The 16,926-nt window shown below is 36.1% G+C and carries 17 protein-coding genes; 8 read left to right on the top strand and 9 right to left on the bottom strand.

Annotated elements, in window-relative coordinates:
* The first annotated feature begins 190 nt into the window (after positions 1-190).
* Complete coding sequence (locus tag ACTJJH_RS04835; RefSeq protein WP_002116692.1) at positions 191-1,600, top strand: FAD-binding oxidoreductase; 1,410 nt, start codon at positions 191-193, stop codon at positions 1,598-1,600.
* Positions 1,601-1,676: 76 nt separating this feature from the next.
* Entirely contained in the window at positions 1,677-3,101 is a 1,425-nt protein-coding gene (locus tag ACTJJH_RS04830; protein ID WP_069141250.1) for an AbiH family protein, read from the top strand.
* 52 nt (positions 3,102-3,153) lie between these two features.
* On the opposite strand, the gene ACTJJH_RS04825 is transcribed toward ACTJJH_RS04830, so the two are convergent.
* Positions 3,154-3,942: a hypothetical protein gene (locus ACTJJH_RS04825; RefSeq protein WP_005804559.1), complete on the bottom strand. Its 789-nt coding sequence runs from the start codon at positions 3,940-3,942 to the stop codon at positions 3,154-3,156.
* Between the two features lie 185 nt (positions 3,943-4,127).
* On the opposite strand from ACTJJH_RS04825, the gene ACTJJH_RS04820 reads away from it, so the two are divergent.
* Complete coding sequence (locus ACTJJH_RS04820) at positions 4,128-4,496, top strand: hypothetical protein (RefSeq protein WP_017400479.1); 369 nt, start codon at positions 4,128-4,130, stop codon at positions 4,494-4,496.
* Between the two features lie 45 nt (positions 4,497-4,541).
* Here ACTJJH_RS04820 and ACTJJH_RS04815 read toward each other — a convergent pair whose 3' ends face one another.
* Together ACTJJH_RS04815 and ACTJJH_RS04810 are read right to left on the bottom strand one after the other, a co-directional pair.
* Complete coding sequence (locus ACTJJH_RS04815) at positions 4,542-4,856, bottom strand: putative quinol monooxygenase (RefSeq protein WP_174723203.1); 315 nt, start codon at positions 4,854-4,856, stop codon at positions 4,542-4,544.
* A 13-nt stretch (positions 4,857-4,869) separates the two neighbouring features.
* On the bottom strand, positions 4,870-5,457 hold the full coding sequence (locus ACTJJH_RS04810) for an NAD(P)H-dependent oxidoreductase (protein WP_167562976.1): 588 nt from the start codon (positions 5,455-5,457) through the stop codon (positions 4,870-4,872).
* A 237-nt stretch (positions 5,458-5,694) separates the two neighbouring features.
* On the opposite strand from ACTJJH_RS04810, the gene ACTJJH_RS04805 reads away from it, so the two are divergent.
* Both ACTJJH_RS04805 and ACTJJH_RS04800 read left to right on the top strand, forming a co-directional pair.
* The gene (locus ACTJJH_RS04805) at positions 5,695-6,063 is read left to right on the top strand and encodes a hypothetical protein (protein WP_014207798.1); all 369 of its coding nucleotides are present in this window, start codon (positions 5,695-5,697) and stop codon (positions 6,061-6,063) included.
* A gap of 369 nt (positions 6,064-6,432) precedes the next feature.
* Entirely contained in the window at positions 6,433-7,662 is a 1,230-nt protein-coding gene (locus ACTJJH_RS04800; protein ID WP_346524923.1) for a chloramphenicol efflux MFS transporter CraA, read from the top strand.
* 41 nt (positions 7,663-7,703) lie between these two features.
* Here ACTJJH_RS04800 and yccS read toward each other — a convergent pair whose 3' ends face one another.
* The 4 genes from yccS to ACTJJH_RS04780 all read right to left on the bottom strand — a co-directional run bounded on the left by yccS (position 7,704) and on the right by ACTJJH_RS04780 (position 12,640).
* On the bottom strand, positions 7,704-9,854 hold the full coding sequence (yccS, locus tag ACTJJH_RS04795; RefSeq protein ID WP_005067165.1) for a YccS family putative transporter: 2,151 nt from the start codon (positions 9,852-9,854) through the stop codon (positions 7,704-7,706).
* 203 nt (positions 9,855-10,057) lie between these two features.
* Complete coding sequence (sodC, locus tag ACTJJH_RS04790; protein WP_075383285.1) at positions 10,058-10,627, bottom strand: superoxide dismutase family protein; 570 nt, start codon at positions 10,625-10,627, stop codon at positions 10,058-10,060.
* A 125-nt stretch (positions 10,628-10,752) separates the two neighbouring features.
* Positions 10,753-11,871, bottom strand: a complete 1,119-nt coding sequence (locus ACTJJH_RS04785; RefSeq protein ID WP_002117074.1) for an AI-2E family transporter — start codon at positions 11,869-11,871, stop codon at positions 10,753-10,755.
* A gap of 124 nt (positions 11,872-11,995) precedes the next feature.
* Positions 11,996-12,640 (bottom strand): ParA family protein, encoded by a 645-nt coding sequence (locus ACTJJH_RS04780; protein ID WP_005804567.1) that lies wholly within the window; start codon positions 12,638-12,640, stop codon positions 11,996-11,998.
* 158 nt (positions 12,641-12,798) lie between these two features.
* Between ACTJJH_RS04780 and ACTJJH_RS04775 the strand changes: the two genes are divergently transcribed.
* Both ACTJJH_RS04775 and ACTJJH_RS04770 read left to right on the top strand, forming a co-directional pair.
* Positions 12,799-13,266 (top strand): Holliday junction resolvase-like protein, encoded by a 468-nt coding sequence (locus tag ACTJJH_RS04775; RefSeq protein WP_002116954.1) that lies wholly within the window; start codon positions 12,799-12,801, stop codon positions 13,264-13,266.
* 139 nt (positions 13,267-13,405) lie between these two features.
* Positions 13,406-13,969, top strand: coding sequence for a hypothetical protein (locus ACTJJH_RS04770; RefSeq protein WP_005067171.1), 564 nt, complete (start codon positions 13,406-13,408; stop codon positions 13,967-13,969).
* 53 nt (positions 13,970-14,022) lie between these two features.
* Here the strand turns inward: ACTJJH_RS04770 and ACTJJH_RS04765 are convergent, their stop codons facing one another.
* Both ACTJJH_RS04765 and ACTJJH_RS04760 read right to left on the bottom strand, forming a co-directional pair.
* Positions 14,023-14,553, bottom strand: a complete 531-nt coding sequence (locus ACTJJH_RS04765; RefSeq protein ID WP_005067173.1) for a hypothetical protein — start codon at positions 14,551-14,553, stop codon at positions 14,023-14,025.
* 26 nt (positions 14,554-14,579) lie between these two features.
* Positions 14,580-15,368: a class I SAM-dependent methyltransferase gene (locus tag ACTJJH_RS04760; RefSeq protein WP_327742106.1), complete on the bottom strand. Its 789-nt coding sequence runs from the start codon at positions 15,366-15,368 to the stop codon at positions 14,580-14,582.
* A 127-nt stretch (positions 15,369-15,495) separates the two neighbouring features.
* Between ACTJJH_RS04760 and ACTJJH_RS04755 the strand changes: the two genes are divergently transcribed.
* Positions 15,496-16,773 (top strand): hypothetical protein, encoded by a 1,278-nt coding sequence (locus ACTJJH_RS04755; RefSeq protein ID WP_032036657.1) that lies wholly within the window; start codon positions 15,496-15,498, stop codon positions 16,771-16,773.
* Positions 16,774-16,926 lie beyond the last annotated feature (153 nt).

Raw genomic sequence — 16,926 nt, 5'->3', positions numbered from 1 at the left:
CATAGAAAGTATTTATTTACGTTAAACATGTTTTGTAGTGACAGTATCTCTATTCTGAACTTTATCGCTTGCGCGGATACATGTAGAATATAGGAGTTCCTTGAACATTATGACTTTGCTCAGGTGAGAACCTTGAGAATTATGAGGTCATAGTCCCACCACAGTTTACTTCTTGCTAGGTCTGCAAACGATGAATGCTCCAGTCGCTTTAACACCTGAGTTACTCACCCAATTAACAGCAATCGTCGGTGAAAACCGTATTAAAACTGATGCTGATAGTCTCGAAAACTGGGGTAAAGATCATACCAAGCATTTTAATCCGAACCCATCGGTCATCGTTTTTCCGTCAACGACAGAACAAGTTCAGGCAGTTGTAAAGCTTGCGAACCAGTTTAATGTTGCGATTACACCGTCAGGTGGTCGTACTGGTCTCTCTGCTGGTGCGGTAGCAACCAATGGTGAAATTGTCATTAGCATGGACAAAATGAACCAAATTCTTGAGTTCTTCCCGGCAGATCGTATGGTTCGAGTGCAAGCTGGTGTTGTGACTGAGCAATTGCAAAATTATGCAGAAGAACAAGGTATGTATTATCCAGTGGACTTTGCATCCGCAGGTTCTAGCCAGATTGGCGGTAATATCGGAACAAATGCCGGCGGTATTAAAGTCATTAAATATGGTATGACACGTAACTGGGTACTTGGTTTAACTGTAGTGACTGGTAAAGGTGACATTCTGCGTTTAAACAAAGGCATGGTTAAAAATGCAACTGGTTATGCATTACAGCATTTGTTTATTGGTGGTGAAGGCACACTAGGTTTAGTGACTGAAGCAGAAATTAAACTTGAGCGTCAACCACAAAATTTACAAGTTTTAGTTTTAGGTGTTCCTGACTTTGATGCAGTAATGCCTGTATTACATGCTTTCCAAAAAGACATCGACCTAACTGCATTTGAGTTCTTTGGTGAACTTGCAATGCAAAAAGTTTTAGATCATGGACATGTACAACGCCCATTTGAAACTCAGTGCCCGTTCTATGTATTACTTGAGTTTGAAGCACCATATGAGCCGATTCTCGATAAAGCAATGGAAATTTTTGAGCATTGTATGGAGCAGGGTTGGGTACTTGATGGTGTGATGAGCCAGAGCCTTGACCAAGTAGAAAGCTTATGGCGTTTACGTGAAGATATCTCTGAATCAATCGCGCCGTTTATTCCATATAAAAACGATATCTCAGTATTAATCACTCACGTACCTGCATTTATTCGTGAAATTGATGCGATCGTTCAAGAAAACTATCCTGACTTTGAAATTTGTTGGTTCGGTCATATCGGTGACGGTAACTTGCACTTAAATATTTTAAAACCTGAAAACTTAACCAAAGATGAGTTCTTTGCGAAATGTCAGGTGGTTAATAAATATGTGTTTGATACCGTTAAAAAATACGATGGTTCAATCTCTGCTGAACATGGTGTAGGCATGACGAAAAAGCCATATTTGGAATATTCACGTTCGCCTGAAGAAATCGAATATATGAAAGCTTTGAAGAAAGTATTTGATCCGAATGGTTTGATGAACCCAGGTAAATTGTTTGATCTTTAATGCTTGATTGAATAAAAGAATTTCTGTTAAAAGCGTATCGAAAGATGCGCTTTTTTATTATGAGAATTTTATAACAATGAATATTCTAATAGTTGGTAATGGCTTCGATTTATCTCACTATTTGCCTACAAAGTATGACCATTTTATGGTTGCAATGGAAGCTATAGAAAATTGGGATTTATCTGTTGGGGAGATGAGCTTTGATGATCTATTTGGCTCTTTGTATGAAAAAGAGAATTATTTCTTCAGATATACAAAAGCAATGTATCAAACAGATGAGACCAAAATCTCGGTTGACCAAATCATAGAGTTAAAGCAACATTTGAAAGAAAATGTTTGGTACCAATATTTCTCTGATCATGTAAGACAGGTAAGAACTTGGATAGATTTCGAAAAAAAGATTGAAGAAGTATTAAATTATTTTACTAAATTATTTGAAAAAATAACTGATTTTTATAATAAAGATAACAATCTTGAGTTGGAAGTAAAAACATCTATAAGTAACGATTCTACTTCTAATAAATTTATTTATCTGGGGGAAAGAGCTTGCGATGCTCTATCATGTGTGAAAATTTTAGAAAAGAAATATTATAAATCAGTAAGAGATTCAGATGGATATAGAGAATTTAATTACACAGATTTGAAGTCAAAGAATTACAATTATTTTATAAGTGATAAATATATTAAGCGCTTTGATAAATATGATTTTTATATGGTTGAAAATAGTATTGGGGATTTGAATGAATCTTTGAATAATTTTATTGATATTTTTAACTGGTATCTTTGTTTGATTTGTGATCTTAAGTTTAAAAATGGTATAGATGATAGTTATATTTCTAATTATGATAAGGTTTATTCATTTAATTATACTAATACTTACACTAAGATTTGTAATAATGATCGATATGTTGATTTCTTACATGGTAAGGCGGGTGTTAATCAAAATATTGTTTTAGGGATTTCAGATTTAAAGTCAGAATCATTAAAAAATATAAAAGCATATGGTTTTACTAAATATCATCAGAAAATGTATAAAAATACGGATTATATTTTTTTAAGTGAAATTATTAATCATTTTTACTCTACGGAAAGAAAAGTTAAAAGTTTAGAGGATGAAATCAATAGTTACTTAGATAACCCCTCTTTAAGTGTAGATGTATATTTTAGAACAATGTTTGATGCTAAAACTAGAGATTACGGAGTGTTGAAGCAAAGTTCTGAAGAAACTTACAATATTCAAATATGGGGACACTCTTTGGACCAATCAGATGAAAATTATATTAAAGAAATATTCTCCTTTAATGGAGAGTTTATTCAGCAGCGTTGTAATATTATTGTTTTTTATTTCAATAATTATGCAAAATTCGAATTGTTAAATAACTTACTTTCCATTCTTGGGAGCAATCTAGTGGAAAGGTGGATGAAAAATGGTTGGTTAAAGTTCGAGCCTAATCCTAATCTTGTCGAAATTAATAATATTCAACCAGTTGATTTAACTTAGTTTGGGTAACTTTTGATAAAGCCACTTATCTTACAAGTGGCTTTAGATAGAGTTATTTCTTGTAAGCTTTCCAACCCGTCACAATATGATAAATCAACGGTAAAAGACTAAGAGCAAAAAAGCTACAAAGCGTAATGGCCCACACAGGTAAATCCCTTGGATTACCTAAGAAGAAATAGGCAAAAATAGAATAAGACAACATCGAAAACATCGCCATTGTTCCAAGTGGAAGTGTGACTTTAAAAATTAACTTGCTAGCAAATGTTTTGTAGGGTTCCATGTCGCGCTTTAGACTGTAGGCAATAATCATGAGCAACACATAACCTAAAATAAACAGCATAAATAAAGCGGCTGCAAACAATAGAATTGTTCGCCAGCTCTTTTCTTGTGCGGTGTGATCACCTGATTCATAAACAACAGTAATATGTTCACCAACTACAGGTACATCACCAGAGCGAACTGAGTTGTCTAAAGTTAGAGTTCTGTTTTGATTATCTTTAAATTGAACCTGAGCAATATGCATCAGTGTCTTAGTTTTATATTTACGCCCATTTGAGTCGGTACGTTCAGTATCTACCCATTCCGAAGTATAACTCACTACAGTTGCATCGTAAGTTGGTTTGGTTGCTAAGCCGTAGACTGCCTGAGAAACCCAATAAGTAAATGGGAAAAATAAAGCACTAATACTAAAAACCACGGCAAATAAATAGGCAAATTCAAACTTACTACTTTTACGATTTTTAGCTAAACGCTTGACCCAAAACTTGGTGATTACAAATGACCAAATCATCAAAACTGCAACGACCACCAAGAAAACTTGTCCCGCATACGTCAGTTGCATAATGATCCTATTTGTTATGTGTAATAGAAATTAATTTTATCAAACGATTGTCGTTAAAGTTGAGTGAGTAAGAACAATTATTTGACCTGTAAAAGAGTAGCTATCCTTAGAACTACATAGTTTCTACAGAGTAACCGACAAAGGCATAGCATCATAAAGCTATGCCTTTTGTTTTGGTGATAAAAATGCAACGTTTATTTTTAATTTCAGCGCTTTGTGCTGGGCTTTTCACTGGGTGTGCGACGACCAGTAAATTAATTCCTTTTGTGGGTTCGGAAACTCCGATGCAACAAGTACTTAAAGCCCAGCCTGAGATCGTAAAAGAGCATAACAATACCTCAGTTCAGCAAGTATTTAACCGAGTAGAATCTCCAACAGTTTCCCGTATTACCGTTATCCAAACAGGTTTAATGGATGATTCTGTTTCTGCAATCCGAACAGAATATTCATTTAAGCTAGTTGATGAAAAGTGGCAATTGCAAAATAAGCAAAAGAGCTATCAATGCGCGAGAGGGAAAGGCTCTAGAGGTTTCCAAACACAGCTTTGCTCTTAAAAATAAAAAAGACGATATATATATCGTCTTTTTTTATAGTCTAAATTATACGCCGCTTTCTAAAATTTTAATTTTGACGTCAACTACATCATCTTTAACGGCTGCATGATGCGCTTGCATATGAGGCGTCGCTAAATGCGCTTCAAGATGAGCAACACTTTCCCATTTTTCTAGCATGACAATCGTATCAGGCTCTTGGGTTTGGAAGCTCGCATTTGATTTGTGATCAACTAAAGGTTCATAACCATGACAACCATCTTCTGCTAAAACAGTTGGAATGATTTTTTGAAAGGCATCCAATACGTTCTGGCGATGCTGTCCACCCGATTTAGTACGAATTTCCGCAATAATGGTTAGCATGGATTTCTCCTTATTAGGCTGCTGCAAATACAGTATTTAAGTGTGCTTTATATTCTTCAACATAGCTATCAACGTCAGGCATTTTAATCACGTCATTTACGATAAATGTCGGAAGGGTGCTCATGCCTAAGAACTGATTGGCTTTATGAAATGGTAAATAAACACCATCTACACCTACGCCGTGGAAGAATTGATCTGCATCTTCAAATGCTTCCATTGGAGCATTCCAAGTCAATGACAGCATATATTTTTTGTCATGAATTAGACCACCTGAACCATATTTTTTTGAGGCATCAGAACGGCTACGGCCATCACTTGCATAAAGTGAACCATGACCAGTGGTAAAGACATCATCAATATACTTTTTGACTGTCCAAGGTGCGCCCATCCACCAGCCTGGCATTTGATAGATAACAACATCTGCCCATAAGTATTTTTCAACTTCACTTTCAGCATCATAATTGCTGTCTGCACGGGTGACTTGAACTTCGTGGCCGAGTTCCGTGAGATATGTGGTTGCTAGGGTGGTTAATGTGTCATTTAATTCACCGTTTGAGTGGGCAAATTGTTTAGCACCATTAATCACTAAAATCTTACTCATGGAGGTTGCTCTCATTAAATTCCTATATTTGATGCATACTCTATGAGATTTACTGTTGTAGAAAAATGCATGAATAGGAAAAATATTGTTGATAAAAAATCAATAATTATTATTGGATTTCTATTTAAAATTAATCTATCTCATTAATATCAATAAATTTATAACAATTTACAAAGCTCAAAAGGAAAAAGTGGCCTATTATCTTTAGCATTAATTTTGAGTAAATAGAGGGGAAGAGTGATGAAAAAGAATGGTTTGTTGATTATTTTCAGCTTAAGCATATTAACAGCTTGTGCTCCACCTCAAAATTCTTCTGCTCAACTTGCTGATAGTCCTATACAGGCTGTATTACTCGATCAACCAGATCTTTTAAATGATGCAAGCAATTTAGATATTTCGCAGCAAATGAATGCTTCGGATGATCCTTCCAATGCGCAAGTTACTATTTTGCAAACAGAGCCTAGTCCAGATGCGGTGTCGAAAACACGTACTGAATATTTATTAAAACGAGATCAGCAAATCTGGAAAATTGTGAATAAAAAGCAAAGCTATCAATGTACAAAAGGAGAGGAAACTACAGACTTTCAAGTTAATCCTTGCCCATGATGCTTAATTTTTTATCGAATATGTGGATAACTTTGAGTTTGTGCACAACCATAATTTGCATGCCCTTTTGTGCAAAAAACTGAAATTTAAGCTTCTTGAAATTGCATGATTGCTGATCAATTTAAAAAGTGCTATTGTTGCGCTCGGCAATTGTGCCAATTGGTAAAAAATTACCGAATCTCACGTCATATATTTTTTCTCGTTTTAGACACCTTGTGAATACGGTGTTTCACACTCTAAACATGCACTCTCACGGCATATAACAACTTAACTAAAGATTGATTGACCATACATGTCATCGTCATGACTACATCTTATTTTATAGGTAGTCGTACAGACATATGGCCGCTATTTTGAAGTGTACAACTCATGAAAAATATTCAAACGACAACGTTGAACCGTACAACGTTGATGTTTCCGTTGGCCTTAGTGCTATTTGAATTTGCGGTTTATATTGGTAATGACCTGATTCAGCCAGCCATGTTGGCAATTACTGAAGATTTTGGGGTAAGTGCAACTTGGGCACCCTCTTCAATGTCATTTTATTTATTAGGCGGTGCTACAGTTGCCTGGTTACTTGGGCCATTGTCAGACCGTCTCGGACGTAAAAAAGTACTATTAGCAGGAGTTTTATTCTTTGCTTTATGCTGTTTTTTAATTTTACTTACGACGCAAATCGAGCAATTTCTAGCTTTAAGATTTTTGCAGGGAATTGGCTTAACCGTAATTTCAGCAGTTGGATATGCGGCTATTCAAGAAAGTTTTGCTGAACGTGATGCGATTAAAGTCATGGCACTCATGGCAAATATCTCATTACTTGCACCCTTGCTAGGACCTGTACTTGGCGCTTTCTTAATTGATTATGTGTCTTGGCACTGGGGCTTTGTCGCCATCGCTGTATTGGCATTACTCAGTTGGATCGGGTTGAAAAAACAGATGCCGAGCCAGCAAGTCAGTGTAACCAAGCAACCTTTTAGTTATCTTTTTGATGATTTTAAAAAGGTGTTTACCAACCGCCGGTTTTTAGGTTTAAGCCTTGCGTTACCTTTAGTGGGTATGCCTTTAATGCTATGGATTGCTTTGTCTCCAATCATTTTAGTAGATGAGTTAAAGCTCACTAGTGTGCAATATGGCTTAGCTCAATTTCCCGTATTTTTGGGTTTGATTGTAGGCAACATTGTCTTAATCAAAATTATTGACCGTTTGCCTTTGGGTAAAACCGTCATGATGGGTTTGCCGATTATGCTCACTGGTACACTCATTTTAATATTAGGTGTAGTGTGGCAAACCTATCTCATACCATGTTTGCTTACAGGCATGACGCTCATCTGTTTTGGTGAGGGAATTAGCTTTTCAGTCTTATATCGCTTTGCACTCATGTCATCTGAGGTATCAAAAGGAACAGTTGCAGCAGCAGTTTCAATGTTACTGATGATGAGCTTCTTTGCAATGATTGAGCTTGTACGTTATCTCTATACACAATTTCATTTATGGGCTTTTGCATTGTCTGCCTTTACCTTTATTACTCTTTGGTTTAGCCAACCGCGAAGTGCTTTGAAGCAGGAAATGCAAGAAAGACTGCAACAAGGCAACAATTAAATAAAAAAATACCGGAATTGATATTCCGGTATTTTTTTATTCTACTTAATCTCTTGTTCTAAAAGTTTGTCTTTAAGTGTTAATAGTTCTGGCAAAGTTTCTAGCAATAAACTGATTTGTTTTAACACGAGTGTGTAATTTTCTGAAAAGTGCTCATAAGTAGTTAGGCTTTGAATTTGCGCTAAAGTCTGCTCAAGGAAATTGAAATCAATATAAGCCGGATCAAATAAGCTCTGTTTAAGAATTTGCTGACAATCCAGTAAGAGTTGTAATACCTGTTGATCATCAATTTTTTGTCGTTGGCTTCCTAACGCTGCTACGTAACTCAGTTGGCTGTGGCTATAAACCAAATAACGAAAAGCATAATGGATGAGTTGAGGGTTCGGGTTGGGTTCAGCACTTAGGCTTGAAATCATGTTGGATAGCTCAATCTGAGCGTTATGCGCAGCACGACGAATTCGACGGTACTCTATATCCTGATTTTTGCCATATTGATATTGCTCAACAATCACATTGAAATAATCTAAGGTCGCTTTGCTGCTTTTATTAATATTATTGGGGATGTTTCGAAAGTTCCAGTCGGGCCAAATAAAGTTTACGGCAAGCCATGCAATAAAGCAGCCTAATAAGGTATCTATCAGTCGAGGCAAAATAATACTGTAGCCAGCGCCTTTTAAGTTGAAAATTAATAGCACCATAAGGGTGGCCATGAGCGTAGCCAAAGCATATTTCTTTTGACGTAAGTAAAAAAAGCAAACTCCACAAATAATTGTAATGATGAGCTGGCCTTCAATACTCGGTACAAAATATAAAATAGGTATTCCTAATAAAACGCCGAGTAGGGTACCAATCGTTCTTAATTTAAGACGGCTTTTAGTCGCAAAATAAGTAATCTGACAAACAAACAAACTGGTCAGTAAAATCCAGTAACCATGCTGCGCAAAGGGTAACAGTGAAATTGCATAACCTGCGGCGAAAACCACAGCAATTCGTATGGCATGCCTAAACAGCGCTGACTGTGGCGTAAGTTGTTGCCGAAGTTTTAAGATAAGATCTGAAAATCCTTGAATATCATCATCAAGTAAATTTAAGTGTTCTTGTCTTGTTTGAGTGTTATTTTCAGGAACAGGTTGGGCATATTGCAGTTGTTCAAACTGTTCATGCATTCCTTTTAAATTATCAAAAATAAGTTTTAAATTTTTAACTTCAAAATTTTGTGGATGTTGTTGTATCCAATCTTTTAAAGAACTTTCCAAATGTCCTAATACTTTCTGACTTTCTTGCGAAGGCTGATATGGCTGGTTATATAAAATACATTGAGCTAAATCTTGGCATGCTTGTGCTTGTAGACGCAGGTTTTTTTGGAAACGGAAAATAAGATCACTACGGCTAAAATTCTGTTGAATATGTTCGTAATGTAAATAATTAGAGGTTGCTTGCTCGTGAATGTCCCGCGCAAAAAAATACAGGTTTAGCCAATAGATACTTTTATTACTGACTCTGGAAGCTTTCAATCGAGTAAGTAGTGAACTGCGTATTTGATTGAGACTTTGGGCAACTTGCGTATTTTGTAGAGATAACTCATATAAAAGCTGCTCAACATTCTCTTTATTGTCCGGATCAAACAAACGAGCTTTTGCTTGTAGTAGAACAGAAATTTCTTTAAAAATTTGTGAGAGCTTATCTTGTAAGGGAAGTGTCGGTTTAATAATAAAAAATAAAATAGAAGTTAAACCGTACCACAGAGCACCATAAACAAAATAAGTAGGTTGTTGATACCAATGTGCGTATTCGCCTAAACCGAACATACTATAAATAGAGAGCAGAATCGTGCCAAAAGAAATCGTGGCATAACGTTGCCCTAAGGCGCCTAGTAATATGAAAAAAGCGCTTGAGATAGAGAGATATAAAATAAAGAAAATTTTGTAAGGAGCTAAAAAGCCAAGAATACTACTGACTGTAAAAAAGAGCAGGCAGACATAAACCAAGTTGCGTAATCGAATACTTAAACGATCATCAAAGTCTGTTAATGCTGCTGCAATTGCACCTAAGGTTACGGGAACAATAAGTTGATTATAGCCCAGCCACAGCAAACCTAAAGTTGTGCCAGTGAGTACAATCAGAATTTGCAGGCAATAAATTAAAATAGAGTTTGTCTTAAAGCTATTAAATATTTGGGTCAGATAATTCACGGCTTTTGTTCTAAATTAGAGAATACGTGAGAAAGCAGTATGTAACTTTAAATTTTTATTACTTCAAAAATATTATTCTTTTTATCTACAAAAGTCAGTCATTTTTTAAGATTTTATTAGACTTAAACCAAGTTGTAACGATCAATAAATTAACAAAATTGTGGATATCTTTTTAGATACCCACAATTTGAAAAATATATAAATTATTTAATTACACCACATGCAATTCGTGCTCCGCCACCGCCAAGAGGTTGAGGTGAGTCTGAGTAATTGTCACCACCCGCATGGATCATAATAGCTCGACCTTGAATATCAGCAAGTTTTAATCGAGGTGCGATTACGGCTGTTGTTGCAACACCTGTATTATCAACAACCAAAACAGGTAGATCACCTAAATGGCCAGTGGTTGGAGTACCATGATGAGGGGCTTGGTTCGGGTTATAGTGGCTACCAGCAGCTAAAGCAGCGCCAGGTTTTCCATCTTTTACAGCAGGTGCACAAGAAGCGTTTTCATGAATATGGAAACCACGAGTACCACTTGGTAAGTCAGCAAGAGCAGGGGTAATAATTAAACCTTTGTCGCTATCTTGAAAGCTAATCGTACCTATTTTTTTGCCAATACCGTTAGCTGTCACTTCATTTACATCGACCACTTTTTTTGTATGCATTGAGGTTAATGCTTGGGCTGTGTCTGATACAGTTTTAGTTACCGAACTACAGCCAACGGTAAAAAGGGCTGTAAGCGCACAAACTGCGCCAATTTTATTAAACATCTGCATGATTGGATGTCCTTATAAATATATATGATTGTTTGATTCAAACAAACACAGGTCTGACCTACAAGTTAATTTAAATAGTTAATTTGTATCTAGAAACATTTTTAAATTAAATCTCTATGTCACTTTTCATCATTAGACGATTCACTCTCAGAATCATAAATCATGGTCGTTTTTGGCATAGGTTCAGGCTCAATCGTCTCATGTAACCATTCACGCCAAATTGCCAGTAAAATAGCCAAAATTACAGGACCAATAAATAATCCAACCAAGCCAAAACTCGCAATACCGCCTAATACACCAAACATAATTAATAAGAACGGAATTTTGGTTGCACCAGAAATGACGAGTGGCCTAATCACATTATCTGAGCTACTGACAATCAGCACACCCCAAACCACAACACCAATTGCCTCCATAGTTTGTCCCTGAGAGAACAACCATAAGCCAACGCCTAAATAAGAAATTGGAGTACCAAATGGAATTAAAGCCAATAAGAAAGTAACAATAGTGAGTACCATAGGGTTTGGTACACCTGCTACGAAGTAACTTAATCCAGCTAAAACGGCTTGAGCAATTGCAGTTAAACCGACACCATAGACTACTGCACGAGTTGTTTCAGAAATTGTATCGAGATAATGATGAATACGAGGGCCAATGACCATTTCTAAAGCTTTACTCACTTGAGATAAAATCATTTGTCCATCACGATAGAAGAAAAATAGGCTAAATACTGCAAAGCCAAGTTTGACAATATTTTTACTAATTTCACCAAGCAGCACGCGACCATAACTTAAATGGCTTTGTACCCAAGCTGCGATATTTTGAATCGTGCTGTTAGGATCGTTGTTCAACTCATTGAGTGTACGAGAAATCTCTTTTCCTACAAAAGGAAGATCACGAATAAAATCTGGAACGCTTAAATGACCCGAAAAAACCTGACGTTGTAAATCAAAATATAAGTTACGCCCCTCATGCTGCAAAATAAAAACCGCGCATGTAAAGGGGATCCCAACTACCAAAATGACCAGACTAATCATTAGGGTTGCGTTTAAAGTATTACGTGATTCTCCAAAAAAGCGCTGAATTCTTAAATAAATAGGCCAAGTCATATATGCAATGATGGCAGCCCAAAGTACAGGAACAATAAAATATTTCAGGATATTAAATCCTAAAAAAATCAAAATAAAAAACAGCCCAAACAATAAAACGCGCTGTAAATTAGGAGCGTATGGATGCACGAACAATATTTCTCTAATTTTCTACATAGAATAAAGTCATATTAACTGAAAAATAACCTGAGGCAAATTTTAAGGCCGTAATGTAAAGAACCTTATACATCCAGTTTCAAAGGCTAAAATTCCTTTAAAACCACTCAGCTTTATCTTCAATTAACTTGTTTAGAACAGGTTGCCATTGATTTTGGATACTAATAAAGTTCTTTTGGGGTTTATCAAAAATGCTTAAACCTTGCATTGCTAAGCTGCCATAGGCAGTGCGTTCAGCAATCCATGCAACAGGTTCCTGTTCAATTTTTTCAAAGAACTGTTGGATATCTTTTGAGCTTGCACTGTTTGGTTTTACACGGTTAGCAAGAAGCAAAATCTGTACTTTGCCTTTGCGAATACGTTTAATATCTTGTAAATGCTTCAAAAATCGACGTGTACTGTCTATGTCAAAAAATGAAGGCTGAAGCGGAGTAATAATGGCATGAGCTTCACTAATAAGTTGTTCAGCATGCTCACCTGAAAGTGCACCAGGCGCATCAATAATTAAATAGTCCAGATTTTTGGGTGCATCACCAATTGATTTCTCATGACGCCAGTCTAGGCTTTGAATCGTTGCAACGGTATCAGGGCGCTGTTTTAACCATTGTAAAGCCGATTTTTGATTGTCCGAATCTGCTAATGCTACTTTATATCCTTTTTGTGCCAATGCTGTTGCCAACGTAATGGCCGTCATGGTTTTTCCGCATCCGCCCTTTTGATTTGCAATAAGTATCGTTTTCATAAATCCAATTATTTTCAGCAGCACATTTGTTTATGTTTTATACCTTAGCATCTTTTTATGTGAAGGAGATGACCACATTTGACAAAAGTTTAAGCTGTTTCGTTATTTTAGATATGATTAGATCTGTAATCTTAATTCGTGCTTTTTAAGGAAAATTTATGTCTGTATGGCTTGCCATGCTTATTGGTGCTGGTATTGGCATTATTATCACTACTCTTATTTTATCAAATACACGTAATGGACGAATTAAGGCTGAATATGAGCAATATATTGCTGAACTTGAACTAGAGCATCAACAAGCGCTTACTCAAGCACAAAAGAGAAGTGTAAATACAAGTCGTGCGGTGTTGAAAGGAAAAATGGCAGAACAATTTGCTCCGGTTTTACCTGAATTTCAGTATTTACCAAGCGATGCAAAATTCATGGGCGATCCGGTGGACTATATTATCTTTGATGGATATACCGATTTTCGCGATGGCGATGGTACGGCAGAAGACATCAATATTATTTTGCTCGATGTAAAAAGTGGTGGAGCTAGACTTACAAAGGGTCAACAGGCAATTGCACAAGCTGTTCAACAAGGCAAGGTTCGTTTTGAAACGTTGAGAATAGATTTCGAAGATTAACAAGCTGTTTAATTCAGCACAAAAATAGACGAAATTGATCTGTATTGTTACTAAATTTCGATATTTTTTTCATCGCTTAAAGCTATTATAAATTGAAGATCTATTCACTTTGATCTAGCAATATTTGAGGTGTAACACGATGAAAAAACAACGTTTGATGATGGGCTTACTCGCCGCGCTTGGCATGAGTTCAACATTTGCATCGACCTCAAGTGAATATAATATTGCCAATGGTTTGAGCCCGATAGAAAAAGATCAATCTATTTCTGTATTACAACCTTTTCAAGGCAATTTTAGAATCTTGGGTTCAAAAGTTTATCAAAATGATGAACAAGCTAAATTTTCTCCTATCGACTATGCAGTAAGTTGGGGATTGTTTGCACAGCCTGAAATCGCACGTCATATTTCAGTGAAACAATATGACCGTTATTTAAACTGGAAAATTCCTAAATTACCTGTTCCAGCAGAGCAAGCAATGCAAATGGTGTCTAACATGCACATCATTCCTGCAAACCCTGAGATTGCTCAGCAGATTAAACAGGTTAAACGTGGTGATTTAGTTTATCTAAAAGGTGACCTTGTCGAGATTAAGGACAAAAATTTGGTCTGGAAATCTTCACTTACGCCGACTGATACTGGTGATGGTGCATGTGAGTTATTCCGCGTTCAGGCAATTCATTGGGTTGAAAAGCAAAATATATAATTTGAAAAAAAGCCTTCATAAGTTTGAAGGCTTTTTTATAACCACTACATTGCTTATTTCTGTTGCGATGCTTTCCAATATTTTAATTGATTTTGCGCTTGTAAATAGTCGGCAAGATCATTGATCTGTTCATCTTTATTGGCTTGCTTATCACTCAAGTGTTTTTCTTGGTTTTCCCAATATTGATAAAGTAGACCCTGAATGTAACGGCCCTGCTCAGTTTTTAAATCTAAATCTTTTAACATGGTCAGAGCAGAGCGCACATTATCGAGAGTACGCTGTTGCTCAAACTCTGTAGTGAGGGTTCCAGCTTCATGCATTTTTGCTAATTCACTTTCCATCTCGTCACTCATTTCTGTAAAGCGACGGTCATAATCCTCTAACAGCGCAATATCGTGTGCATCATCAGCAGTGGCAGGGAACGTCTTAACAGGTCTTTCATTCAGTTTTTCTAAAACCTGATCGGTAGATGAGGTGGCAGAAGGTTGCTCCGTCTTAGCAGGCTCATCCGCTTTTTTACAAGCAGTCAGAAATAGGCTAGAGCAAAGCAAAGACATTAATATGATTTGAGGTGTTTTCTTCATAACTTTCAACCAAACCTATTCACTAATTATTTAATGGGTAACGTACTTTTCTGAAAGTGATATGCATACGTAATATATGGAAAATCAATCTGATCTTGAGGACCTAATCCAGTAAAATCATAAACAATTTTTTCAAACTGTGCTTTGAGTTGTAATTGATCTTTTTCAGTCATTGCAGCAATAAAACTCGTAGAGAGTAAACGTTTACTTACGACTTGTTCGACAGAACCGTGTTGTGACTGTGTGAATGTTTGTAGGCTATCAAATATGAATAAATCTTGTTGTTCAAATACGCGTTTCCACTTTTCACTATGGTAACGAGGTGTGTCACCTTCAAGAGGAAGTAGGAAGTCAGCTAAAGCCTTGACCCAATCTGTACGTTCGTCGCGTTGATTCCAAACTAGCCCTAAATGTCCTTGTGGTTTTAATACTCTATGCATTTCTGTTAGGGTGTCGAGGTTGTCAAACCAGTGAAAAGATTGCGCACAAATAATGGCATCAATTTTATGATCTGCTACAGGAATTGAATGGCTAAAAGCCTGTAATGTTTTGATATCAGGATAAACTTGTTGAAGCTGCTGTAACATCTCGCCAATTGGCTCAACTGCAATAACATCAGCATGTGTTTGTTTTAAGTAGGGTAAGAATTTGCCAGTACCCGATCCAAGATCAATAACAGTAGAGTTTTCCTGTATTTGTAGGCAATTTTGCAGCCAACTTACTATTTCTGCGGGATAATTAGGTCTAACTTGCTGATAAAGTTCAGCAGCTGAGCTGAAGCCTTTTTGAGCGGCAGGATGTAAGGATTGTGTCATATTTTGCGCTTTTTAATCTGACTGGCATCTATAAAATAAGATACTCCGCAATCATAAATTGGCAAAACACCTATTTTGTTTCATTTTTGACGTTGTATGTGGGAGTAAATTTTCTTTCGGTGTGAGCATGGATAAGCAAATTATTTTTGAAGACGAACACATTAGAGCCATTTTTTTACCAGGCGATTCTAATACATTAGTTCTCTCTTTTGGCGATTTGATTACCAGAGCGAGTGGCTTATCTATCAATGCTGAAAAGTCTCTAATTAAATACCAATATAATGTTATTGGGGTAATGCCAAAACAAAAATCATGGTTTCCTCAAGCAAGCATGATTGAGCTGGCAAAAGCAATTTCGCCTATTCTAGAAGGCTTTAAAAATATTGTGGGTTATGGCGGTTCAATGGGCGGCTATGCGGCAATCAAATATTCTAATTTATTGAATATGAACCGTGTGATTGCATTTGTGCCTCAATATTCAATTGACCCAGAGCATGTTGAAGACCGACGCTACGCTGAGTTTTTTGATTCGGTAGCAAACAAGGACATGCAGATTCAGCCGCAAGATGTCGATGCAGCGCGTGAATACGTTATTGTTTATGACCCATATTTCTCGATTGACCGTGAACATTACTTAAAAATAAAAGAGCTGTTACCTAGCTTACATACGATTCATTTACCATTTACAGGTCATGAAGCATTGTCTGTATTGGCTAGTTCAAGTTTATTACATGATTTTATTGAACATGATTTCGATGAAATCTATTTTTATCAGCAAGTTCGTAAGGTCAAAAAACAAAGTAAGTTTTACTTCCGTAATGTACTTGCGCATGTTCTTACCCAACATGATGAAATGTTGTTAAAAATATTGCGTCAAAATGATTTTCAGTTAGATGAACGTTATTTTGATAACCCACTTAAACAGGCTATTACACGTAGTCTGATAAAAACAAATCAAGCAACTGAGTTAGACTTTCAAAAGCTTGGTATTAAAGTGCTGCGAATTCAAGAAGATGCAAATTACACAGAAGGCTTGCAGACTAGCTTTGGTTTAATTTTGGTATTCAACCTTATCAATTCAAAGTTTGAAAGTTATACAGTAGATACTCTACTGGCGAATAAATCTTATTTGGTTCCAATTGTGGCTGAGCAAACCGGTGTAGTGCATATTGAATTAAATAATGAAGTTTATTTGTTAGCGATGAATGATCGTAAGATTATTAAATTGTTCAAGAGTGAAGAGCCTTTAACATCGGATATGAGTCCTTTTCTAATCAAAAAATATTCCGAATGCTTTGCGATTAGCTATAAGCAACTAAATTTATCTTGTGATGAACAAGGGCTGTGTGAATTTACGGAAGGTTCAATTCAACCTACAGAACAGTTGACTACCATCAGCTATTAAAACTTTATAGTGTTTAAATAAAGCTCAGACCTTTAGGTTTGGGCTTTATTTTTTGCTGAAAAAATATTTTTTTATAAACTTATTTGTATATTATTTTAAAATTCATTATTTAAATAAATAGTAGGTTTATTATATGGTGATCTGCTGTATTTA

The organism is Acinetobacter sp. 22301 (assembly GCF_052045285.1).
Taxonomy (GTDB): domain Bacteria; phylum Pseudomonadota; class Gammaproteobacteria; order Pseudomonadales; family Moraxellaceae; genus Acinetobacter; species Acinetobacter pittii.
This window is presented reverse-complemented; position numbering and strand designations above follow the sequence as displayed.